Genomic DNA, 23,100 nt, shown 5'->3' on the forward strand with positions numbered 1-23,100 from the left:
CAGAAAATTACCTCTTTGTGGAACAGGCCGGAAAGCCTGTTTTTTAGCATGATTAAAATCTACTTTTCTGTTGAATTAGCAAAATTTTTAAGATAAAATGAAATGACTAGATTAAAGGAGAGCGTAGTGTATGATCGCGCAAGTTGAAACCAAAACCTACACCGCTGAGGAATATTTAGAATTAGAAATCAATTCTCAGGATCGGCATGAATTTATCAATGGGGAGATTGTTCTGATGGCTGGTGGCGCACCGAATCATAATGAAATTACAAGCATCTTAAATGCTATTTTGAGGGTGAGTCTTAAGGGTAAACCTTACAGTATTTTTGCATCGGATCAGCGGCTTTGGGCTCCGCAGCTTAATAATTATACTTATCCGGATGTGATGGTGGTTGCGAAACCGATCGAGCTGCAATCTGGACGGACGGATACAATTACCAATCCTCTGCTAATTGCTGAGGTGCTGTCTAAAGGTACCAAAGCTTATGACCGCGATGAAAAGTTTGCTGCCTATCGCAGTATTCCTAGTTTTCAGGAGTATTTATTAATCGACCAATATCGGCTACAGGTCGAGCAATATTCTAAAACTGATGCGAATAAGTGGATTTTTTCGGAATATAGCTGTATGGGCGATCGGATCAGTTTAACATCTGTTGCTGTGGAAATTTTGCTGGCCGATTTGTATGAAAATATTGAGTTTGGTGAATAGGCGGACGCTTTTTTGTCAAATATCCCAAATAGTGGTAATATCCCCGTATATCGATCGGCTCTGATGAAAAACACACATCAGACGCAAGGGGGAAAGTTCGGTGCGAATCCGGCGCTGTCCCGCAACTGTAATGAGATCATTGCATCTCTGAGTCAGGATGCCCGCCGATTTGTTTACAATCATGTTTTTCATCTGCGAGGTATGGATGATGGTGAGTTTATTATTTTTTTAATTATTGGATTGGGGTTTTTTAACCGCAGATATCAGCAGATAAACACAGATGAACGCTGATGTAATTCGATCTGGGTTCTGAAGCGTATATTATTTTAATGGGAAAGAAATGCGAATCGAAGATAGTGTTTGGCAGGGTAGTTTTGGCTACTGGCAAAACTTGTTTATTCATCAGAATATTTTGCCGATCGGGCATACTGCTTGGAATGGTTTTTTGTATCAAGGACGAGGCTTGGTTGCTTGCAAAATCAATACTCCCATTAACTCCTCTGTGAATTGGAGCGTAGATACTATCAAGTACGATCTGCAATTTGTTTCCCAATTGCACGCAACTGCTTATTTGCAACAACTAGAACTAGAGGAAAACACTGTTTCAAATCTGCTCCAAATCATTGCTAGCTACGCTCCCAAGGAAGCAATTATTTTTTTGTCGATTGCCAACGGTCAGATTGATATCAATTTGTTGCAAAACTTGGCAATTTCTCCTGTTGAGTGCTATGAACAAGTATGCAAGCGCTGGGAAGAATTTCAACTCTGCCCTAAATCCTAAAACTTACTAAATTTTCCGAATGCCGCAGCCAAAATCAATCGAAATTTCCAAGGTAACTCGCTACCAAAATGCAGCGCTTAATTACTATTTGGGCCTGACAGATTCGCCCTACCTTCACTACGGCTATTGGGAAACCCTACCTGTCCCCGCTGACGAACTAACGATCGCACGATTGCGCCTCGCTCAGCAAGCTTATACAGTAAAACTGTTGGATGCTATCCCCAAAGGCACTCATACGATACTGGATGTGGGCTGCGGGATTGGTGGCAATGCGGCTTATTTGCTTGATCGAGGTTTTGCAGTCGAAGGGCTCGCACCCGATCCGTTCCAACAACAGCGCTTTCTTAAGTGTACGGGCGATCGGGCAATCTTCCACCTCACGAGGTTTGAAGACTTCAAAGCAACTCATTTCTACGATCTTATTCTCTTTAGCGAAAGTAGCCAGTATATGTCGGCTGTTGATATTGCTAACGGTGCCGCCAAAATCCTCAATCAGGGCGGTTACGTTTTGCTGGCCGATATGCTGCGATCAGATGCTAATTATCAAGAGGGAATGTTCTCTAATTGTCATGTTGTTACGGAACTTCATGCAGCATTAAAGCAGGCTGGATTCACTTTAGTAAAAACTGAGGATATTTCCGCACATATTTTGCCAACAATCGATTTGTATGTCGATACTTTCCGCAGGTATGGACTGAATACGATGATCTATGTTGCAGATTTAATTGCGATAACAGTTCCGCCCGTCCACAAATTCCTGCGCTGGATATTTCGCCGCTGGTTCAAGAAGCTGGTGGTTGAAGGATTGGAGGCGGGTCAACTTTTTGAGCAGCATTTGTGTTATGAAATTCAACTTTGGCAGTTGTCAAAATCTGATCAAGGCTGATACAAATACAATGGAAATCGGTAATCGCTAATTGGTAATCATTCATCGGTAATCGGTAATTGGAGGCATAGCCTCCAGGTATTTATTCCCAGGCAGAGCCTGGGAACAAGGCTATAAAAAATAACAAATAACACATATGTCTGAATGGATTCTCGAATTCGCTGGCACTTCCTACTCCTATCCCTGCGGTTCGCGAGTCGCAATTCAGGGTTTAAATCTCAAAGTCCCCGCTGGGAAACGGTGCGGGCTGATAGGTCAAAATGGCTGTGGCAAAACTACATTTTTTCTGTTAGCAAATGGCTTGTATCAACCGCAACAGGGAATCATTAGCTGGCAAGGTGAACCCTTTCGCTACGATCGCAAATCTTTGATGCAACTGCGCCAACAAATCGGACTCGTATTTCAAAATCCCGAACATCAATTAGTAGCTTCGACGGTAGAAGAAGATATTTCCTATGGATTGTACAATTTAGGCTTGAGAGAATCCGAAATTGCTCAACAGGTGCAACAGGCGATCGACCAATTCGATCTAAGCGAACTCGCCCGCGAACCAATTCACAATCTCAGTTTGGGTCAGAAAAAGCGGGTTTCCATCGCCGATATCATGGTTCTCAAGCCCAAATTGCTGCTGCTAGATGAACCTACCGCCTATCTCGATCCGCGTCACACCCGACAACTGATCGGTTTACTTCAACAAATTCACAGCGCTGGAACCACTATCCTTTTAGCAAGTCACGACCTCGATTTCATCTACCGTTGGGCTGATTGGGTGTTTGTAATGGATCGAGGAAAATTGATTTTAGAAGGAACACCGGAAACCGTTTTTGCTCAGCGGGATGTGTTGGAACAATTGCAGCTTGGCGTACCACTGGCGATCGAGCTGATGGAGCAAATAAAGGCGATCGTTGAGAGAGATGGTAGTTCAAAAGTCTTTACTTTTGAGCAGTGGCAACAACAGATTTTACAAGCGCGCCGGCTGCTTTAAAGATTAAGCAGTTGTGTCATCGGCCCGAACAGGAACTTCGTAGCGCAACTCCGCGAAGGCATCTCCATGAGCCTTCGCGGATATAAGTCTTAGGGGGGGTGTTGTGATCGTGCGCGGTAGCAACGGTGCTCCGCTACCAAGTGTCACCGATGCAATTGACACAATTACCTCATTAAGCAACCCGCGATCGTAAAATTGACCGACCAGATCGCCACCTCCTACAAGCCAAATATTCTTATTTCCTGCCGCGGCGATCATCTCTTGATGGACAGCTAAGACATCCCCTTGCACAAATCGAATATCTGCACCCTCGATCGCAGGCATAGTCCGAGAGGTAAATACCCAAGCCGGTTGTTCATAAGGCCATGCTTGGGGACGATCGGCACCTTCATCCATCTGATGGGTCAGAATCCATTCATAAGTAGTTGCTCCCATTGCTACTGCCCCTACTTCGCGGATGAAATTAGGATAGCTGTCTCCCGCCTCGCCGAACTGAAACAACCAATCGAGAGAGTTGTGTGAATCAGCAATAAAACCATCTAAGCTGGCGGAGGTGTAATATTGAGTTTTCATTAAAAATAACCTCTAAAATGCCTTTACGGATTAAAAGACAAAACGCCTTCTATTGTAGAGCGTTCAAGCAGGCCTTGTCTATAATTTAAAAAAGTGAAAGATAGCGATCGCACTCTTCACCTTCATTTCCCCTTATTTGGTGAGGAGATGAACGAGTGACGAGGTGCGATCGTCACCCTAATGGCTAGCAGCTTTGTGTATTGGTGGCGATCGAGCTTAGGGAGCAAATCAGGGCGATGTTTCCCCCAGACTAAGCTGTTGTGCATCTAATTTGACAGTCAATTTTTCTACAATTATTGTGGAATGGGCATCCTGCTCGTCTCTGGATTCAATTTAAATGCGTAGCAGCTTATCTCTCAAAAATCCCCGCTTTCGAGCAATGGCAACAATAAATTTTACAAGCACGTCGGCTGCTTTAACGAGACTTAGATAATTGATAATTGGCGTTGCTGATTCACGGTATGAATCACCTTTGAGTGGCAGTTACAAAACTTACCCTCAAGCGGGTTTATAGCAATTGAGAAATCTTGAATTCATACCTCTATTCAGGAACGCCTGGGGTAAATTCAGATTACACATTACCAATTAAAAATTGATTTAGGAAAAAAGCGAGCGCCCCACTGCCAATCGGCACAGTGAGATTGTCAATTCCCAGCTTGGAAACCGACTCCAAAGTAGCAGCAACTAAAGCTACGACAGCCGACACAGCCCAAGTTTGCCAAACTGCGCCTTGAACCGCCAACAAAATCAAACTGCTAACAGCAAAACTCACCAAATACATAGTTGCAGAACCTTCCCAACTCTTCTTAATTCCCCCAACTCGATAAATATGTTTGCCGTATTTCTGCCCGATGACAGCAGCCAATCCGTCGCCCCAAGTCATGACTAAAATGCCCAAAGCAGCGTATTCCTGATGTTGCATCGGCCAAAACCAAGCTACGAGAACGCTGATACTAACAGCATAGAAAAAAGTCCCCAAACTCTTCCGGTTGATACTGTTAAGACTGGGCAAAATCGGAACTTGGTAAGAAATTAGGGCGATCGCACCTGCTAAAACCCCTGCCGAAATCCCCACCCAACCGGGTATTTCCAGCCACCACGCCAGCAAAATCACGTTCCCAGTACCGATGTGAACCACCTTCCGCGATACCTCAGCATCGACAGAAGTAAAGCGATTTAAGCCCTCAGCTACCAGTAAAATCAAGCCCAACCAGACTCCCACGAGGGAAATTTGCAGCCACACAGTCGGAATTTCAGAAAATATAGACACGATATTTAGGAAAAACTTATTTACATCAGGCACTCTTTACTACTTTAGTGGAAAGCGCGATCGCTCTGTTCGGTGTTGGGAGGATTTTCAACCGTCGCTACGGTATAATTTACTCCTCTCCTGTGGTCGGCTTTGGAGACAAAGTGAGTTAGTCTAATAAAATTAGTCCTTTGAAGTTTTGAGAGGCTCAGAGAATCTGATTACTATGCAGTATGTCTTAATTATTCATGAAGTAGAAAATTATGAAGCTTGGAAACAGGTATTCGATCGTGCTGAAAGCATCCGAAAAGAAGCTGGCGAGCGCTCCTATCAGGTCTTGAAGTATGACAATGCACCCAACAAAATCGTTCATTTCTCCGCGTGGACATCAACAACAGATGCCAGAGCGTTCTTTGAGTCGTCTGCACTGGTTAAAATTAGAGAGGAAGCGGGAGTTAAAGCTCCTGAATTTATTTATCTAGACCAATTAGAGTCAGGAGTCTTGTGAAAGACATATTTGTATAATGTAAGTTGTTCAAACTATGTGATTATGTTTTGAGTATGTACGACGGTAGCTACTACCAGCTAATGGCTGAGTACAATTGCTGGATGAACCAAAAGATATATTCTGTATGCTCGGCTATTCCTGATGAACAGCGCAAACAGGATATGGGTGCTTTTTTCAAATCGATTCATGGCACTTTGAATCACTTACTGTATGGTGACAAAGCATGGATGGGTCGTTTCACTCTTCACCCATTTTCGGGTACCGTTATCGGTCAAGAACTGTATGCTGAATTTGAGGTTTTGAGAGCAGAACGGGAGACAATGGATCGGCAAATTATAGAATGGTCTAGACACCTTAATTCTGACTGGTTGAGTCAACCGTTTGAGTACACAAGCAATGTAGATGGTAAATACCGCGTGCTACCGACGTGGGTTTTGGTGACACATATGTTCAATCATCAAACTCACCATAGAGGGCAAATTACCACACTACTCAAACAACTTGGCTACGACCCAGGCATTACAGATATTCCGTCGCTACCCGCTATATCATTGGGATAATTTCTGCACGCACGAGCGAAATGATTGTTGACTTTTGACTGTTGGCTGTTGACTAAAATTATGCTTTCGGGACAACTGACTGTTTCGACATTTGAACAATACTGATGCAACTGGAAACGATATGAAAGGGGCGATCAAGCCATAGAAATAGCAGGAGAAACTGGCACTCCTGCTAAACCACTACTATTTTGGCGAATTCGCGGCTTGTTACACCGGCACTCCCAAGGGAATGCCTTTGTTGTCAACCACAGCGACGGCTTGTCGCAAGGCTGCAGTACGATCGCTCATGACATGCTCTGGCGCGATCAGATCCAACAATCCCAACTTCTGCAAGCGCTGCTGAATTTTCTCGCTGGCACCGACGATGTAAACCTGCAAACCCTTATCGCAGGCATCGCGGATCGCATTTTCGATCGCCAGCGAAGCCGTCACCCCCAGCATGGGCACAGCACTCAAATCCATCACCAAAGCATCCGCATCCTTCATAGCATTGTGTTCGCGGGATATCGCTTTTGACAACCCAAAAATCATCGGGCCGCTTAAGCAGAACAGCAACACGCGCCCCCTACCCTGATCCAAGAGTTGCTTCTCCTCCTGACTGAGGAGAACCTCATCATCCGTATCGGAAATCAGCTTCACTCCCGCAGACTGCAAACTACTCAACCGTTTGATAGTCAGGATATTGGCAATAAAGACGCCCACACCCACCGCCACAATCAGATCCACAAACACAGTCAAAAACAGCACCCCGTACATGATCAGGGAACCCTTAACAGACACTTTGTGCGATCGTTTCAGGAAACTCCAGTCAAGAATATCAATCCCCACCTTCAGCGCAATCCCCGCCAACACCGCCATCGGAATCGGTTCAGTTAACCTCGCCGCCCCCAAAACTACCACCAGCAACACCAACGCCCGAGTTAAACCCGACAACGCCGAAGTCGCGCCTGTTTGGATATTGACCACAGTTCCCATCGTTGCCCCGGCGCCCCGTAAGCCACCGCAGATCCCCGATACGATGTTGCCAATCCCTTGACCGATCAACTCCTTATCGGACTTGTGCTCGGTCCGCGTCAGACTGTCCGCCACCACCGCCGTCAGCAAGGTATCGATACAGCCCAGCATCCCCAGCATCACCGCATCCACAAACATCAGCGTGATTTGACCGGCGGAAAAAGTCGGCAATTGCAAGGGGGGCAGTCCCACCGGAATTTCGCCAATCCGGCGAATATCCGCGCCCTGAAACACAGTCATGGAAATTACCGTGCCGACAATCAGCGCTATCAATTGCGGGGGCACGATTTTCTTCACCTGTTTCGGCATCAGGAAAATAGACCTCTTGCAAAAAAAATCTATGTTATAATTAAAGGTTTTGAATTTTAGACCTGAGAGCTATAGCGGTTCTCAAAAAAGTGAGGTATGCCCACGGAGGCCACGGAGGCCATTAGTACCTCATCTTTCTGAGAGAGAAAGGCTATAACTCATAATTGTAAAGTGCTGACAACAAATTACAACGGAGACCATAACGGCGGCGACGATTTCGATAACGACTTGACAAAATTTTGACAACTTTTAGACTTTTATTAACATGTTCAATCACTATTCGCCCCTGGGCTAAAGCTCGATTGTAGTCTTTTTCTAAAAGAGAAAAATTCGCCTTTTTAGGTTTCTTTTTAGGAGTCGAGCTATTAAAGTGATAATCTTTTATCCCTGGATAGCCACTATCTTGTAAACTATAGGTTGAGGGATGGAAAAGAACATTGCTTTTTTTAAACAAGCTGAAATCGTGGCAATGCCCCGGTCCAAAATTTAGGCAAATAATCTGTTTACTTTCTTGATTAATGACCACTTGCATTTTTAGGCTGTGGTGTTTTTTCTTGACTCAATAGTATTTTTTCTATTTTTTTTTCGTTCGATAGCTGTTTCTGTGACATCCATTACCACAACTTTGCTGACGCCCAAAACCTTTGAACAATGCTTTTTTCCCAGGAATACCAAACTTTCCCGTTTTCATTAAAGTTGATTCAATGTTAGTTACAATTGGGCAAATCGTTGATTCGGATACTCCCCAATTTGTCCCCATATGAAAATAGGTTCGATATTCTCACCAATATTCCAAGGCTACTAAAACTTGTTCTTCAATAGTTAAAGCGATCAAGGCGTCCTCGTTTATCTTGAGGATTTTCATTCCCGGAATTGTTCTCAAGTGTTAACCATTTCTTTAAACGTTTGAATCTGGACACCAAATCTCCTTTTAAATTGCTCCGGTTTCAAATTTTGATAAAGTGGCAATGACCATACCACCTATCATAAAGCCGAGCATTGGGGACTGCAACTGAGACCCAAGTCCCGCAGGCAAGAAATACGGCTACTAAAAACCGGGGTCATGCCCCGGCTTTTGAGGTCTGTGTCGCCTCGATTCAACAGCCGTCTGGTCCACAGAAACTGTGCCCGTACAGTACCTCCGCGTCACAGAGATAGATCATGCCCGCAAAATCGAGGAAAAACTTGACTGCGACCTGATCCGCAATATTCTCGGCCATATCCCGATCCGGGGTGAGTACCTCGAATTTTATATTCGCCGTGGTGTCAGAAACGCTGGGTTGTCCCGACGAGCGCACGTTGCGACTGCCTTTACCGCCGGTTTCCACAACCGTATAACCGGTTGCCCCGGCTTCTTCGATGATATGGGCGATCTTTTTCAGCAAAATCTTTTCCGTGACGATGACAAGCTTTTTGGCTGGCTTGGGCATATTGGTTACCTCCTTACCTACGTATGTTGATCTTAATATATTGAGTCGCTTGGTCTGCCGGGTCAAGGGAGCGCCGACAGACCGCGACCCGTCTGGGATTAGCTGCCGCCTATCGCCTGGGCAAGCCCGAGGAAGAGCGGTATTCCCACGCCAATCGCAATGGGTGTACCGATAGCTGTGGAGGCACCGATGTAGGCGGAGGGATTGGCCGACGGGATACCGGCTCGCAACGTGGGCGGACCGGAGATGTCTGAACTGGAGGAGGCGATGACGGCCAGAACCACTACGCCACCAAGGCTGAATCCTGTGGCGTAGTGGGCAATCATGCCGAGACCGAAGGCGATGAACCCATGCACCAGCGGTGCCACTACGCTATACACGACGTACCACTGGGCCACTTTGCGCAGTTCGCCAATCCTTGACCAAGCCTCCAAACCCATGACCAGCATCAAGATCGAAAGCAAGCCGCGAAAGGCGGGATCGTAGAAGCTTTTATAGACACTTTCCGGCTGGGCGATTATGCCAATAGCAAGGCCGAACAACATTGCCGATAGGGCAGGACCCCGGAGGCTTTCCTCCACGATCGGCCATATTTTGACCCGATTATCCGCAGGCTTCTGCTGCTTGCTGAGATACTCTTGCCGGCTGCGGGGATAATCCTGCTGATCGGGATAATCGCCTGCTGCAACAGGCTGCTTGCTGAAAGACTCCTGCACGGTAGAGTGGGCTGCTGCACTACCCTTCTTCTTGTTGAGATAAATGTTGGCTATCACAATAGCAGTTACGAGCGCTGGGATATCCATGAAGGGATAGAGTGCGCCGGCCCATGGCTCGTATGGCATATTTTGTCCCTCCAGTACCGTCAGGGCGGCGGCCATAGTAGAGCCACTCACGGCACCAAACAACCCCCCGGTCGCAATCGCATCCACGGTGTTAACCTTCGGCAGCTTGGCCAACGTATAGCGCGCGATGAATACAATGAGAATTCCTAATGCTACAGCAAACAGTACGGGTAACACCATCTCCGTCAGGTTGGAATTGCGGATCGCCTGACCACCGGTCAGACCGATTTTGGTGAGCAGCATGAAGACGATGATCTGAGTAATCGCCTCTGGAATTATTAATTCGCTACCGAGAGCGCCAAGGACCATACCACCAATCAGAAAGCTGAGTGTTGGGGACTGCAACTGCTTAACGAAGTCTATTAAAAACAAGGACAAAAAATCCATGAATACCTCCTTCTGCCTCCTCTAAAAAAGAGCGATTATTGTGAGCGGTGAGCTTTAAGAAGTAAGGGTGCAGCGCTTCAACCCTGCCGAGAGGTGTTACGCGAACACATCTCGGCAGGGGGTTCAGAGATGGCTGCTCTCCGAATGGGGCTAGAAGGTGTCGCTGTCCCGCAGTAACTTCTATAGATCAATATCTATTAAGACCCAAAATTCTATGTAGTTAAGTCTATCCTTAAATTTGCACAAACTTGCGATCGCTTTACATTGATATGCCAAGTAATTTCAAATTCAAATCATAAGTTTTCCCTTTATATTCAGAAAACCCGTATATCTCTGGTCAGTGTAAATTGCGATCACAGAATTTTCTCTTTACAGGGATATTGCACAGAGGACGGTATGGGATCAGCCAAATCGGAAGAGTTTCGTGGACACCACTCTTCTAGCAATGACTGAGCTAATCAATCCACATTTCAGGAGGAGCTGTTGACGGTTCATAAGTCGTGGACGGACTGTAACTGGCGAGGTTAAACCACCCCACCGCCAGTAGGAGACCGAACCCACAGCCCAACAAAAAAGTCCAGGCGTGAGACGAATCGAGCACGCAGGTGGCGATCGCCGCTATACACCTGCACTAGCCAGCCTTCGCTGGTGTTGTCAAATTTGGTCCGCAGTTTAGTTGAGTCAAACTTGTTCATTGTGTACGCTCCATGCTGCTCGAATGGGTGTGGCCGTGGCGGGCACTTGCCCGCCGCTACGGAAATACCTGTCAGAAATTTATCTGTGAATGGAGAGTGCCTCAAGGAGAGAGACTGGGTCGCTCAAACCTGACATTGATGTCCAACAGAAGACAGACATCTATGCTTTAGCCTTGAACGATATTCTTAAGTTTATACTTAGATTTGCTGGTTGAATGGTGGTCATAGCGCCAAAAGGATAAGTGTTTTTTATAAAATGCTTCAGTTAATCTGAGTCAATCTTTCTCAACAGAGGGTAGTGAATTCGCCGATCTTTGGCATAAACTTAAAGATATGGTTCAAGGCAAAACCATAGAGTAGACCTCTTGCGAAAGTCTCAGGCGAGCGCTAATTTGTTGTCAAATAAAGTTCATAATTATAAATACCAGCGATCAAATTAAATCTTAATCCGAAGCGTCTTCTTCGATTTCGATATCTTGATGAAAGTATTCTAAATATATTTAAACTTCGATGTATATTTTCAATAATAATTCTGTCTTTTCTAGTTGCCAATTTAAAACTTTTTCGGCTTGACTCAGTTTTTTATTTTTTTGAGCGGTGTTCTACTATTAGTATGAATTTTTTTGATTCCTTGATAACCTTTATCACCTAAAAGTTCAAGTTCTTCATTCATCCCGAGCTTGCTTTTTTTAAACAAACTAAAATCATGCGTTTTCCCGTTACTAAAAGCTGTACATATTATTTCGGTACTTTTTGTGTTGGCTAAAACTTGCGATTTTATTGTATGATATTTTTGCTTGCCACTATAATATTTCTTTTGCTTTTTTTGGGGACGCTCAATTTCATGTTCTGACACATCCACCACTACAGTTTCTCTCTCATTTTGACTTGGATAAATTTTTTTTGCCAGGCAAATTAAATAAACCTGAATTTATTAAAGCTTTCTCAGTTCTAATTACAATTCGATAAGCATTTGATTCATTAATACCCCATTTAATTCCCAGATGAAAAAAGTAGGATATTCTCGCAAATAGGATAATGTCATTAAGATTTGGTCTTATACGCACAATTTACTTGGTCTTCCTGATTTTTTTTGAATTATTTTTTCCGCTTTGACTATTTTTACCATCTCTTTGAATGTCTCTTGATGTACTCCACAGTAGCGTTTAAAGTCTTTGGGGGTTAACTTTTGTAATTGTTCGTAATTCATATTATTAAGCTAATTTTTTATTATATTTTACCGAGAACGATCGCACTTTCGCAAGAGGTCTCATAATTGCCACAGTCAAGGCACCCAGAATTGCTTCCGGCGGATTTATGTTCGCTAGCAACTGCGGAATTGCCATAAAAGTGCCCAAAACACTGCCTTTGGGAGGGGCTTGACCCAGAAATGGTGCAATTTGCAGAATGATCAAAATCACGCCAATTCCCGACATAAAGCCGGAAATCACGCTGTAGGGCATCAGGGTGACGTATTTCCCTAGCTTGAAAATACCAAAGATGATTTGAAACAACCCCGCCAGCATCACAACGGTAAACGCCATTGCTAGCCCTTATTCGGGATTGCTGGCGGTGAGGGATGCGACGATCGCAGTCATCACCACAGTCATCGGCCCCGTGGGTTCAGAAATCAGTGTTGGGGTGCCACCAAACAGCGCCGCAAAGAAGCCAACGCAAAGGGCACCGTACAGTCCCCCGATCGGCCCGATTCCCGAAGCGACCCCGAAGGCGAGGGCAAGGGGCAGCGAGACGATGGCAGCCGTGACACCGCCGAAGATGTCGCCCTGGAGATTATTGAAACTAATCCGATTAGTGATTGACATGAGTGGTGCATTAATAAACTAGACAAAATTTAACAATGCTGGCTTTGATCCCTTTACCCAATGTCAGGGCAAAAGTTTTCCCTAATCGCCTGACAGATAGCACAAACACGGCAGACCCAAGGAAAGGTCTGTGCTCGTGCCCGATCGATGTCAAACTCGTAAATACTTAATTTTTCAGTATTTCTTAATTTATTAATTTAATGTAAAACGTGTCATATCGAATTTTTATTTTTTGCAAACTCTCGGAACAATCCCCGGCAAGTTCTTGCTATAGCACAATCTGAGCAAATCTCAAGGCCAGACAAAACCCCGTACTGTAATTAAAATTAATATATTATCTGCTGCTGAGAATTAATAATTATTATTGATAGTTATTTCATCAACTCTCGCACAAGTTCAAACGCCCTGGGACGAAACTCGACGGGCAGCAACGACAATCCCAAACCCGCCCACATCTTCGCCACAGAAACAGACTTTCCCGCTCGCACCATCAGGCGCCCTTTTGCCGTTTCACCAACCTCAATCAGTCGTAAACCTAGCGCTAATTGAGTTTCTGCAATCCTTTTGAGCCTGACTTTTTCCAACTTCTCGGAATCAAATTCGTAGCCCATCAAATAGCGCAATTTATCGCTTAAATACGGAATTGCCCGATCGACTCCTTGCTGTCCTGCATGAACTCGATACTCCATCAACAGCTCCGGCAAGTAATAGCATTTTTTGCCCGCAATCGCAAGTCTCACCAACAAATCGTTATCTTCGCAATTTTGCAAATTCGGCCGCAGAAATCCTACTTCTTCCAAGGCGCGGCGGCGAAACAAAGTTGCCCCTATTTGCAAACTTTGTCTGAGAAAAACAGCAGATAGCAAATCTTCAATAATTCCCGCCGACAACTCGGTGCGCCCCCACCGCTGCGAATTGAGTTTCGTCTGGTTTTCGTCAATATAATTGTTAATGTCGATCACCCAGTGATCGGTACTGACAAAATCGATGCTGGGGTCTTTATCTAAAATAGCAGATGTGCGCTCTAGAAATTGCGCGCTCAGGCGATCGTCATCGTCAAACTTGATAAAATACTCACCCCTTGCTGCGGCAAAGCCCGATCGCATATTATTACTCTTGCCGATATTCTGCGGGTGGCGAATGTAGCGAATCCCGCGATCGACAAATTCCGACATCAACAGTGGAGTGCTGTCAGTAGAACCGTCATCACAGATAATTAATTCAAAATCTGTATAAGTTTGATCTAGCACGCTGGCGATCGCACAAGCCAGTAGATGCACTCGATTGCAAGTAGGAATGCAAACGCTAATTTTCGGCACTAACTTAGACAATTTGAGATTTGAGATTTAAGATTGCAAAAAAATCCTGAAACCATTGATTTTCTTCCTTATTCCTTCTTCCTGACATCGGTTACATCCTGTACATTGCTCGTTGCCGAACTTCCTTCTTCCTTCACTCCATAGTTGATTTTAACTCAAACGAGCCGTACATTCGAGAATTAACTTTTGATTCACCAAAGCAAAAGGCTGAATTTCCAAAGCGCGACGAAAAGCTTGAATAGCATTTATGTATTCTCCCAAGGCAGCGTAGCACAAACCTAGACCGTGCAACGCCCCAAAATGTACCGGGTTCAGTTTGAGGACAATTTCGCAGTCCTCGATCGACTTTTTATAATTTCCTTGGGTATAGTGAAGTACGGCGCGCCGGTTCCAAGCTTCAGCAAAATCCGGCGCTTCCGCAATCAGTTTCGTCAGCAAATCCAAAGCGTGGTGAACATCGCCTGCATCCAGCGAAACTTGCGATCGCCTGAGAATTTGCATCCCATAGTCACCTTTCTGGTTAAACCAAGTGCGCCAGAGTTCTGTAGTTGCCCGATCCCGCACGATTTCGTCGGACTTTTTCAAGTCTTCGAGCAGCGCCTTAACAGATAATTCGTCCATAGGTGCGAAGATTGTTAAAAAGATTTAATCAATCAATTTTATCGCGCAAGCGGCAACTTTATTTATTCCACATCCCATGAAGATTTTGATGCTTTCCTCGACTTTTCCCTATCCGCCCAGCCGCGGAGGAACTCAGGTAAGGACGTTTAATTTATTACAATACTTAAGCCAGCGGCATAAGGTAATTCTCGGCACTGTACGATCGCCCGATGTCACCGATGCACAAATCGACACATTGCGCCAGCAAGTTGCAGAATTGGCAGTTTTTCCCCATCCGCAGACACCCCCCCAACCCCCCCTTGCTAAGGGGGGGCTAAGACTCCAGCAGGAGACTGAGGAAGGATTTTTACCTCCCCCCCTTAATAAGGGGGGGACTGAGGGGGGGTTCTCTGAAATAATAGGAAAATTCCACAGATTCAGTCGATTTTTGTTGTCCGGGACACCTCCAAACGTACTCTCAAGCTACTCCCAAGCAATGCAGAATTGGGCCGATGAATTGGTAACAGCAAACAAATGCGATGCTGTCACCTGCGAACACACCGTTAACGAGATTTACGTGCGTCCAGAATGGCGGCAAAAACTGCTGACAGTGGCAAACATTCACAGTTCCGTTTGGGGAACTTGCAGGGAAATGTTAGCAACCGGCACCTCGGAAAAACCCCTGCGCGATCGACTAAATTTACCGCTACTCGCCCGCTACGAAAAACGCTACTGTTCCAAATTCTCCCGCATTGTCGCGACAACATCCACAGACAGAGAGCAACTCCTTGAATTACTGTTGCCTCCGGTTCGAGTGCGAGGAAAACAAGATTGTTTTGTACCTCCCATCGATGTAATTCCTAACGGCGTGGATTTAACTCAATTTCCGTATCGATCGATCGATCCGGGAGGACACACCTTAATTTTTGCAGGCGCAATGAACAATTTGCCCAATATTGACGCGGCGAGGTTTCTCAGTTTGCAAATAATGCCGCCTTTGCAGCAGCGGTATCCCGATGCTACCCTCATCCTAGTCGGGGCTTCGCCAGTCCCGGAAGTGATCGCCTTGGGGGAACTTCCGGGAATTCAAGTAGTAGGTCGGGTGCAAAGGGTGGCAGAATATTTGCATCAAGCTGCTGTTTGTGTGGTGCCAATGCGGATTGGTTTTGGGATTAAAAATAAAACTTTGGAGGCGATGGCTGCGGGAACTCCCGTGGTTGCTAGCGATCGAGGTTTGGAGGGTTTAGCCGTCGATGGCGGCCCACAACTGAGAAGGGCCTTGCGGGCGAACAAAGTTCAGGAGTATGTTGAGGCGATCGCCAGTTTGTTTGAAAATCAGCAGCTAAGACAGGAGATATCTGTCAACGCGCGATCGCTCGTTGACAGCCAATACACTTGGGATATCATAGGTCGGCAGTACGATCGGCTATTGCAATTTTAAACTCTAAATTCTAAAATCTAAATTCTAAAATGGCATGATGGAACACAAAATTAACCCCTCAAAAAATCGAGCCAAACCCCCAGAAAATCCCAAAGTTGCTCCTCCTCCGACAAGACGCCGGCGCCAAACCCGACGCCCCAAAAATCTTCAAGAGTCCCAGCGTCCAATACCTACTCCCCGAACTCGCGCCAGGTATCCCTGGAAAAGACTGATAGCTAATTTGACAGCCCTCAGCATCTTGGCTGGCTGTGCAGCTTTAATGGGAGGCGGCGCTTGGCTGAGTTATCAGCTCATCGTCGATCCCAATGGCAACAGGTTGATCTCTCAGTTTGTGCCGGAATGGTCGCGCCTGCCTACAGGTAGCAGAGATTCGATCCAAACTCTCGATCAAATCAAAGCCAGCATCCGCAAATTGGGATTCGTAACCGGAGAACCCCTGCCTCTTCCCGTCGATCAATCCCGCGATAATTCTATTTCCGATTTGCTCTTGCCGGTGATGGTAGAAAGAACTGTTAATGCTTCTACTGTTTGCACAAATCCTTGTCGCCAAATTGTCGAACTTCGGGTGTACAAGCGCGTGCAACTTCCCGATCGCAGTTCCGAAAAAGAGCAGTATTTTCAGTTAGCAAGTTCTGTGAACGTAGAAGGCCCGGCAGAATCTTTTGTCATTGCTTCTTTAGCTGACTCTACATCTGACAATCAAGCCTCGAATCAGTCGCTACCCCTAACACAACTGCGGCGCTTTGACGGAAAGCCCCCCGCCTCCGGCATTTGGTTTAATGTCAGCGGTCAACTAAAGCAGGGCGACAAGAAAATTCCCTACGGACAAGTCGTTCGCTACAACCCCAGCCAAAATCATTTAATGCCGCTGTTGGAGTGGGCCAGTGCGGCCGGACAACCGCCGAATTGGCAGCAAATTGTTAAGGGCGAAAACCCGCAGTTGGCGATCGACCAAACAGTTGGTTTAGAGCCACAATTTACCCTTTATCAAATTGGCCCGCGCAAATTTTTGCCCAACCCAGTTCAGTTAACCGCGATTTCTTTAGAAGAATTTGCCTTCAATGACGAGACTTACAAAAATGGGCTGCGACTTGCCAAAAGCGGCCTGTGGTCTCCAGCATTAAATGTCATGCGTGTGGCGAAGGGGAAAGCTGGCAAAAATTGGCCTGCTGTCGCACAAGCTCAGCTAGAAACGATCGAATTTCACGCTAAAATTACTCGTGCTCAGGCGATCGCATCTTGGGCCAGTCCCGGTCAACAAGTTCTCGCAGAATTAATCGACGGCCGCTGGACCGAAGCTTTGCAAGTATTTGAAGCCGATCCGAGTAACAGTCACGAAATAGCCACCACCCTCAAAAATGACAGCGGGCGGATCTGGAACCGCATCGACGCAGCCTTGAGAGTGAATGCCGCTGACGCCGATGTCAAAGCTTGGGGCGCCCTGATTGTAGCGTCTCAAGACGGAACTCGTGAGGCGATGAATTGGCTCGACCAGCAATCAGATACTGACAGCGAAACAAGAACTCGAATTCGGAATTTGGTCAACAAACTTCAGGAAGTAGTTTCTCAGGCGGAAAGTTTAGAAGACCACAAGAGTCAAATTATGGGTTCTGCTACTTTAATTAACAGTGTCAATCCCGCTGAGTGGCTGGAACCAGAACCGAACAATGAGTTAAAATTGGCAGGAGAACAAGTTTGGTATCAGGTGCAGGTAGCGAGTTTTTACGACGGTAGCCGCTGGGTTAATTCGCCATTTTCTGATGTAGAAGTGAGCTCTTTTCCTGCTACTCAAGTCAAGTGGCTCTGGGGGCGGCTAGGATTACAGGCTGACCCCAAGATTAAAATTGAGGTAGCGATGGCTAACGGTCAACAAAGAGTTGCTGTGGGAACGGTGAAAGCAGTGCAGATTCAAGACGGAAGTCTGCGCTTGCTGGCGGCGGTTGACAAGCGATCGTAATCTGGTCGAAAGCATTCGCCAGATAGAACAGTCCCGGAGGCCCTCTAGAAACAAAGAAACCGGGTTTTTTTACCATTTCTGCCGATTGCAACAGAAGTATTTTCGTAAAAAAACCCGGCTTCCTTCCACCTGTACGTCCAAAACTAGGAAAAAGGAAAATTCTTTCTTTTGCCCCTCCCGCAACTACGAAAGCAGCGCAATCTCAAACTCTTACCCTTACTCCTCTCGAACTCGGACAACAATGCAGACAAAAATTTTGTTAATTGAATTAATTAACACAACCTGTACACAAAAAACCCAGAGATGTCAAATCGCGCCCTTTTTAGAGAGTGCTGCAATCATCTGCCGTTTCACTGCTTTAGCCCAAAGCTCAAACTCCAAACTGTTGATATTCTGAATTTTCACTTCCTCAACAGGCTGAGTTGGGGCTTCTTTCTGTGCTGTAGTCTCCATTATTTTTTTCCCTCGTCAAAAAAATGTTAGTAGTCGATAGCAAACGGTTAGCATCATACATCTATTTTAATAACTAATTCTTGCAATTAATTACACTAAAGGCAGAGAATTTAACCATCAAATGCAGTAAATACATCTAGATCATGCAATTTACGAATTTAATGTAAGAAAACCCTACAACCATTGTTATATATAGGCTTTTCCTGACATTAAAATTTTACAACTTACATTGTATGGCACTATCAAACCACTGCTTATGTTAGTAAACTTATTTTTAAATGAATGTATTGGCATATACAGCAGAAAATAATTTTATTTAATTCACATAGTGCCGTAAAGTCGATCGCCCGCATCTCCCAATCCGGGTACAATATAGCCGTGCTCGTCCAAACACTCGTCAACAGCAGCCGTATAAATCTGCACGTCAGGGTGTTGTTCGTGAAAGTGCCCCACTCCCTCCGGCGCTGCCAGCAAGCACAAAAATTTAATAGACTTTGGATTAACTTCTTTCAGCCTATCCACTGCCGCCACTGCTGAATTACCAGTAGCCAGCATCGGATCGACAATTAAAACATCTCGCTGTTCGATATCCTGGGGAACTTTGAAATAATATTCAATCACCATCCGAGTTGTCGGATCGCGGTACAAACCAATATGTCCTACCCTTGCAGACGGAATCAGCTCTAAAATACTATCTAACAGTCCCTGACCGGCGCGCATAATCGAAATAATAACAATTTTCTTTTCTGCAGCCAGCACCGGTGCATTCATTTTGGCGATCGGCGTTTCTATTAGTTCGTATTTTAGTGGCAAATCTCGCGTCACTTCATAGGCTAACAGCATTCCAATCTCTTTCAGCAGTTGGCGAAATTTCGCCGTGCTCGTTTGAGTTTGCCGCATGAGAGTTAACTTGTGCTGTATCAAAGGATGGTCGATGACAGTAACTTTAGCACTCATTTTTTTGAATAATTAATTTGCTTTATTCTAACTTATTAGCCATCGAGGCATTCTTGACGCGAAAAAAAACCGATCTCTGCCGCCCTTCCCTCCAGGAATACTTATATCAAGCCCCTATTGAAAACACGAATGCGCGCATAAAATTCGCTCCGACAATTGCCTTTCATCCGCCCAGTGCGACACTAAGTATGCGAGGTTTGAAAATACACAAATATGTCATTATCTCGTTTCCTCTCCTTCCCGCACTCTTCCTAAGAACGCAGATCCGGGCCCAAAAGCCTCCCCACTGGTTTTGTTGTCTCGCGCTCCATCCCAACCCAATAACACAGATCCGGAGTTTCGCACCGAAATCTTCCGGAACTTTTACCAACAGATATGAATCTTAAGAAGTATCAACATAAAACCTATTTTTTCGATTAATTCACTAATCGAAAAAACCTGAATAGGAACTGCACATGAGGTTATAAGCTTGGCTTGACTGGCTTTTCATCTTGCAACATGAAAGCGGCAATATCCAAGTTGAAAACACATTACCTAAATTCAGTTCTATTTTTTTAGGGTGCTCCTAACACACCACTGAACTTATTAAGGAGAACATCCATGAAGTTTGTAAAACTATTGCTAGCTACGGCATTAATGACTGCTTCTATCAGCCCCACCTTGGCTAATCCTGCTGTTAAAATTTTAGGTGCAAGCTACGGCGGTAGCGGTTGCCCAGATCGCTCCGCCAGCGTCAGCGTCAGCCCCGACGGTCAAGAACTCACCATCCTATTTGATAAGTTTGCAGCCCTGGGAAATGTCTCAACAGAAAGCCGGAAAAGCTGCAATCTGAGCATTCCTATCCAAGTACCCCAAGGCTACCAAATTTCTATCTACGATGCTGATTATCGCGGCTACGTTGCTCCCAAAACCACAGGCAACCTGCGAGCAGAATACTTTTTCGCTGGAGCCCGCGGCCCAGTTTTTAATCGGAATCTCAGCGGCGAAACTAACTACAATGTTCGAGATAGCTTAGCCACTGTAGCTAATGTTTGGTCTCGCTGCGGCGACAGTGTAAATATGCGAGTAAATGCTTCGATGACAGCCCGCGGTGCCGGCATGGCCACCGTTGACTCCTTCGATTTGGCTCATCGCGGTTTAGTTTATCACGTCAAATATCGCACTTGCCGCTAAGCAGCTTGTTGGGAGTGTAGTGTGAGGTATTGTTTTCAGGTTTGAATTTTAAGTTGGAAGAGGGAATAATTTTCCCTCTTCCTTCTTGCTTCTTGCTTCTAAAACACAGTGCCGTCACTTTCAATCTGAATTGGTGGCCCTCCACCAGCCCTCAATTCGCCCGCAATCTTCCGCCCCGCCGCCCAAGTTCCTCCTTGCAAAATCTTCACCAGCGGCAATTCTGTCGCACTCAAATGCAGCTTTTCTCGCATAGATCCGGCAATTTTATCTAAAAGATTGACAGTGAGCGATCGCCATTCTACTATAACTTCCGAATCCGGCAAGTAACTCTGCTCAAAAATAGCCGAATCTTTTGCCTGCAGCAGCCCAATATCCAAACACAAACCGCCGTTGCGGTACTCCGGCAATCCCGTTAACTCATCCAATCCCGCAACTTCTAAACCAAGTTCTTGCAGCGGTTCCAACAGCGAATAAGTCAACCACTGCGAGAGTTTGTGAAACGGCACTAATTCATCTCCCAGATTTTCTCCTGTTAAAGCCGGATGCCGCCAAACATCGCCTAAATTAACACCACCAATTGCATACCTTCCCGGCCAAATTTCCCCAAAACCTGTCAAAACAGCGCTCAACACATCAGCAGTCTTCACTGTTTTGGATACTGAAACCCGACTGTCGAGCAAGTATTTGACTAAATTGCCGGGACGCGGGTTTTCGCTGCCAAATAATAATGGATGCTGGCAAATCGCATTCCCCAAGCGCTGCAATAATTCTAATCTGCCTGTTAAACCAACTAGCGGATTGTCTCGACTTACCTGAAATCCCGCAGCTAAGGTTTCAAGTTTTAATTGAGAAAGTCCGCGAAAATCAGCTTGCCAAGGAAAATCGGGATTGCTGGAAAAAACACCTTGACAAAACATCCGCAAGCTGGCTATTGCTAACCCTTCAGAACGGCGGTAAACCTGTCCGGTTTCAGGTTCGCAATACTGCCAATCTGCACCAGCACCGGCATCGAGCAAAACGCTGATAATTGCTAAATCAAATTTGATCTTAGCTTGCTCTATGAGTTCAAATTCTGCTAAAGCTGCATTCAATTCGGCGAGGCGTGACAAGTTGCCAGCTTCAAAATGTCGCCAGCGACTGTGAAAGGGAATGTTAAAATCGGGATACTGTTGGCGCGTTGTGTCAATTACATAATTTGCTGCTTTGTCGAGTTGGGATAAATCGACGCGGAAGTAGCGGAGTTTGTCTTGGCGGGCTAAATCAAAAAGCCGATCGCACTTTTGGCGAATAGCAGCCGGCGTTCTCAGATATTCTACAATCTCAAGTTCAATATTGTGCAACTTCATGTAACCAAACACCTATAAACATCGTTTTCTTGAAAAAAGTCAAACTGAGTGTAATCTAAAAGATTATCTAAAATCACATTTTTATCGATTTTGATCAGCTTATATTCCCACTTTGACCCGCTGACTTCGCGTTTTATGTGATCGGAAACTATGACTGAATTTCTTTCCCTACCCGGAGTTACTATTTTACTTAAATCTTCCAGTCTGTCGGCTATGTGAATATCTTTTCCGTAAGTGCAAGACCGAAATATATATAAATTTCCCTTAGCAACTCCCACCGACAAGCCACAAGGTATTTGATTGGCGTCAATAAAAAGTTTCCAATTCTCGCACAGACTTTCCATTGCCGCTAAGGCTGAGTGAGCTTCCGGGAAAGTCAACAAATGCGAATCCCCAACAATACTCCGAATTGTGCCGCCGTATTCTTCGCAAATAGTTTTTTCAAAAGTATCAAAGTTGGTGAGCAAATATTCCACATCTTTGATAGAATTAGATTCTTGATAAGCTATAAAACCTCTCAAATCTGCTTTAATGATTGCTTGATTCTTGATGATTCGCGTTTTGTAACTTTGGTCAACTTTGTATACTTTTTCAGGTTCGCTCATCCCTTTCAAAGAAAACTCGTTGACAAAAGACGTTTGCACTTCTGCTTTGTTGAGCGCCAGCCATGCTGCTTGGGACAAATATATTTCATCCGGCGGAGTTACAGATTCTATGCGCGCTGTTAAATTCACCGTATCGCCAAAGATATCTTTATCTTGATGCAAGACATCTCCTAATGTAATCGACACGCGAATAGCCAATCGTTCGTCGTTCGCCTTGCTAGATTGTTGCGCTCTCAATTCTTGCTGCATTTCTATGGCTGCTACCGCCGCTGCTGTGACGCTGGGAAAAATTATCCAAAATGAATCACCTTCCCCTTTGATCACGCTGCCTTCATTTCTGGCGCTAATATCTGAAACAAAAGTTTTATGCTCGTTTAACAAACTACTTAAGTCCGACTGAGATAATTTTTTGACTCTGGCGGTATATCCACAAATATCGGTTTTTACGATCACACTAGAACGCAAATTAGCCATAACCTACCCTGACTGATCAAAAAC

The 23,100-nt window shown here is 45.3% G+C and carries 19 protein-coding genes, 4 pseudogenes and 1 riboswitch; of the genes and pseudogenes, 9 read left to right on the top strand and 14 right to left on the bottom strand.

Features of this window, described 5'->3' with window-relative positions; all coding sequences use genetic code 11:
• Positions 1-130: 130 nt before the first annotated feature.
• The 4 genes from QUA24_RS05400 (at position 131) to QUA24_RS05415 (ending at position 3,361) form a co-directional block, all read left to right on the top strand.
• Positions 131-709: a Uma2 family endonuclease gene (locus QUA24_RS05400; RefSeq protein WP_333227837.1), complete on the top strand. Its 579-nt coding sequence runs from the start codon at positions 131-133 to the stop codon at positions 707-709.
• Between the two features lie 38 nt (positions 710-747).
• A riboswitch (cobalamin riboswitch) is annotated at positions 748-892 on the top strand.
• A 157-nt stretch (positions 893-1,049) separates the two neighbouring features.
• Complete coding sequence (locus tag QUA24_RS05405) at positions 1,050-1,490, top strand: hypothetical protein (protein WP_333227839.1); 441 nt, start codon at positions 1,050-1,052, stop codon at positions 1,488-1,490.
• Between the two features lie 19 nt (positions 1,491-1,509).
• A complete protein-coding gene (locus QUA24_RS05410; protein WP_333227841.1) occupies positions 1,510-2,376 on the top strand; it encodes a methyltransferase domain-containing protein in 867 nt (288 codons plus the stop codon).
• Positions 2,377-2,512: 136 nt separating this feature from the next.
• Entirely contained in the window at positions 2,513-3,361 is an 849-nt protein-coding gene (locus QUA24_RS05415) for an ABC transporter ATP-binding protein (RefSeq protein ID WP_333227843.1), read from the top strand.
• A 3-nt stretch (positions 3,362-3,364) separates the two neighbouring features.
• Here the strand turns inward: QUA24_RS05415 and QUA24_RS05420 are convergent, their stop codons facing one another.
• Positions 3,365-3,934, bottom strand: coding sequence for a dihydrofolate reductase family protein (locus QUA24_RS05420; RefSeq protein ID WP_333227845.1), 570 nt, complete (start codon positions 3,932-3,934; stop codon positions 3,365-3,367).
• A gap of 571 nt (positions 3,935-4,505) precedes the next feature.
• Positions 4,506-5,204 (bottom strand): diacylglycerol/polyprenol kinase family protein, encoded by a 699-nt coding sequence (locus tag QUA24_RS05425; protein ID WP_333227847.1) that lies wholly within the window; start codon positions 5,202-5,204, stop codon positions 4,506-4,508.
• 205 nt (positions 5,205-5,409) lie between these two features.
• On the opposite strand from QUA24_RS05425, the gene QUA24_RS05430 reads away from it, so the two are divergent.
• Complete coding sequence (locus QUA24_RS05430; RefSeq protein WP_333227849.1) at positions 5,410-5,691, top strand: antibiotic biosynthesis monooxygenase; 282 nt, start codon at positions 5,410-5,412, stop codon at positions 5,689-5,691.
• An 80-nt stretch (positions 5,692-5,771) separates the two neighbouring features.
• Positions 5,772-6,251, top strand: coding sequence for a DinB family protein (locus QUA24_RS05435; RefSeq protein ID WP_333227986.1), 480 nt, complete (start codon positions 5,772-5,774; stop codon positions 6,249-6,251).
• Positions 6,252-6,458: 207 nt separating this feature from the next.
• On the opposite strand, the pseudogene QUA24_RS05440 reads toward QUA24_RS05435, so the two are convergent.
• The 8 genes and pseudogenes from QUA24_RS05440 to QUA24_RS05475 all read right to left on the bottom strand — a co-directional run.
• Positions 6,459-7,583: pseudogene (locus tag QUA24_RS05440) on the bottom strand (SulP family inorganic anion transporter); the annotation flags it as partial.
• Positions 7,584-7,725: 142 nt separating this feature from the next.
• A pseudogene (locus QUA24_RS05445) lies at positions 7,726-8,543 on the bottom strand (IS5 family transposase).
• A 128-nt stretch (positions 8,544-8,671) separates the two neighbouring features.
• Positions 8,672-9,004, bottom strand: a complete 333-nt coding sequence (locus tag QUA24_RS05450) for a P-II family nitrogen regulator (protein ID WP_333227851.1) — start codon at positions 9,002-9,004, stop codon at positions 8,672-8,674.
• Between the two features lie 98 nt (positions 9,005-9,102).
• Positions 9,103-10,233, bottom strand: coding sequence for a sodium-dependent bicarbonate transport family permease (locus tag QUA24_RS05455; RefSeq protein ID WP_333227853.1), 1,131 nt, complete (start codon positions 10,231-10,233; stop codon positions 9,103-9,105).
• A gap of 1,082 nt (positions 10,234-11,315) precedes the next feature.
• Positions 11,316-12,138 (bottom strand): annotated as a pseudogene (locus tag QUA24_RS05460) (IS5 family transposase).
• A 4-nt stretch (positions 12,139-12,142) separates the two neighbouring features.
• Positions 12,143-12,751, bottom strand: a pseudogene (locus tag QUA24_RS05465) (SulP family inorganic anion transporter).
• A 371-nt stretch (positions 12,752-13,122) separates the two neighbouring features.
• Complete coding sequence (locus tag QUA24_RS05470; RefSeq protein WP_333227988.1) at positions 13,123-14,070, bottom strand: glycosyltransferase; 948 nt, start codon at positions 14,068-14,070, stop codon at positions 13,123-13,125.
• Between the two features lie 150 nt (positions 14,071-14,220).
• The gene (locus QUA24_RS05475; RefSeq protein WP_333227855.1) at positions 14,221-14,691 is read right to left on the bottom strand and encodes a tetratricopeptide repeat protein; all 471 of its coding nucleotides are present in this window, start codon (positions 14,689-14,691) and stop codon (positions 14,221-14,223) included.
• Between the two features lie 76 nt (positions 14,692-14,767).
• Between QUA24_RS05475 and QUA24_RS05480 the strand changes: the two genes are divergently transcribed.
• A complete protein-coding gene (locus QUA24_RS05480; protein ID WP_333227857.1) occupies positions 14,768-16,111 on the top strand; it encodes a glycosyltransferase family 4 protein in 1,344 nt (447 codons plus the stop codon).
• A gap of 34 nt (positions 16,112-16,145) precedes the next feature.
• On the top strand, positions 16,146-18,068 hold the full coding sequence (locus QUA24_RS05485; RefSeq protein WP_333227859.1) for a hypothetical protein: 1,923 nt from the start codon (positions 16,146-16,148) through the stop codon (positions 18,066-18,068).
• Positions 18,069-18,374: 306 nt separating this feature from the next.
• Here QUA24_RS05485 and QUA24_RS05490 read toward each other — a convergent pair whose 3' ends face one another.
• Together QUA24_RS05490 and upp are read right to left on the bottom strand one after the other, a co-directional pair.
• Entirely contained in the window at positions 18,375-18,521 is a 147-nt protein-coding gene (locus QUA24_RS05490; protein ID WP_332946242.1) for a hypothetical protein, read from the bottom strand.
• Between the two features lie 321 nt (positions 18,522-18,842).
• Entirely contained in the window at positions 18,843-19,478 is a 636-nt protein-coding gene (gene upp, locus QUA24_RS05495; RefSeq protein WP_333214988.1) for a uracil phosphoribosyltransferase, read from the bottom strand.
• A gap of 600 nt (positions 19,479-20,078) precedes the next feature.
• On the opposite strand from upp, the gene QUA24_RS05500 reads away from it, so the two are divergent.
• Positions 20,079-20,651 carry a DUF4360 domain-containing protein gene (locus tag QUA24_RS05500; RefSeq protein WP_333227860.1) on the top strand — a complete coding sequence of 191 codons (573 nt, stop codon included), beginning with the start codon at positions 20,079-20,081 and terminating at the stop codon, positions 20,649-20,651.
• A gap of 98 nt (positions 20,652-20,749) precedes the next feature.
• Here the strand turns inward: QUA24_RS05500 and QUA24_RS05505 are convergent, their stop codons facing one another.
• On the bottom strand, positions 20,750-21,997 hold the full coding sequence (locus QUA24_RS05505; protein WP_333227862.1) for a URC4/urg3 family protein: 1,248 nt from the start codon (positions 21,995-21,997) through the stop codon (positions 20,750-20,752).
• Complete coding sequence (locus tag QUA24_RS05510; protein WP_333227864.1) at positions 21,994-23,076, bottom strand: adenylate/guanylate cyclase domain-containing protein; 1,083 nt, start codon at positions 23,074-23,076, stop codon at positions 21,994-21,996. The genes QUA24_RS05505 and QUA24_RS05510 overlap by 4 nt, the downstream gene beginning before the upstream one ends.
• Positions 23,077-23,100: the final 24 nt, after the last annotated feature.

The sequence above is a fragment of the Microcoleus sp. Pol12B5 genome (assembly GCF_036701335.1).
Classification (GTDB): domain Bacteria; phylum Cyanobacteriota; class Cyanobacteriia; order Cyanobacteriales; family Microcoleaceae; genus Microcoleus.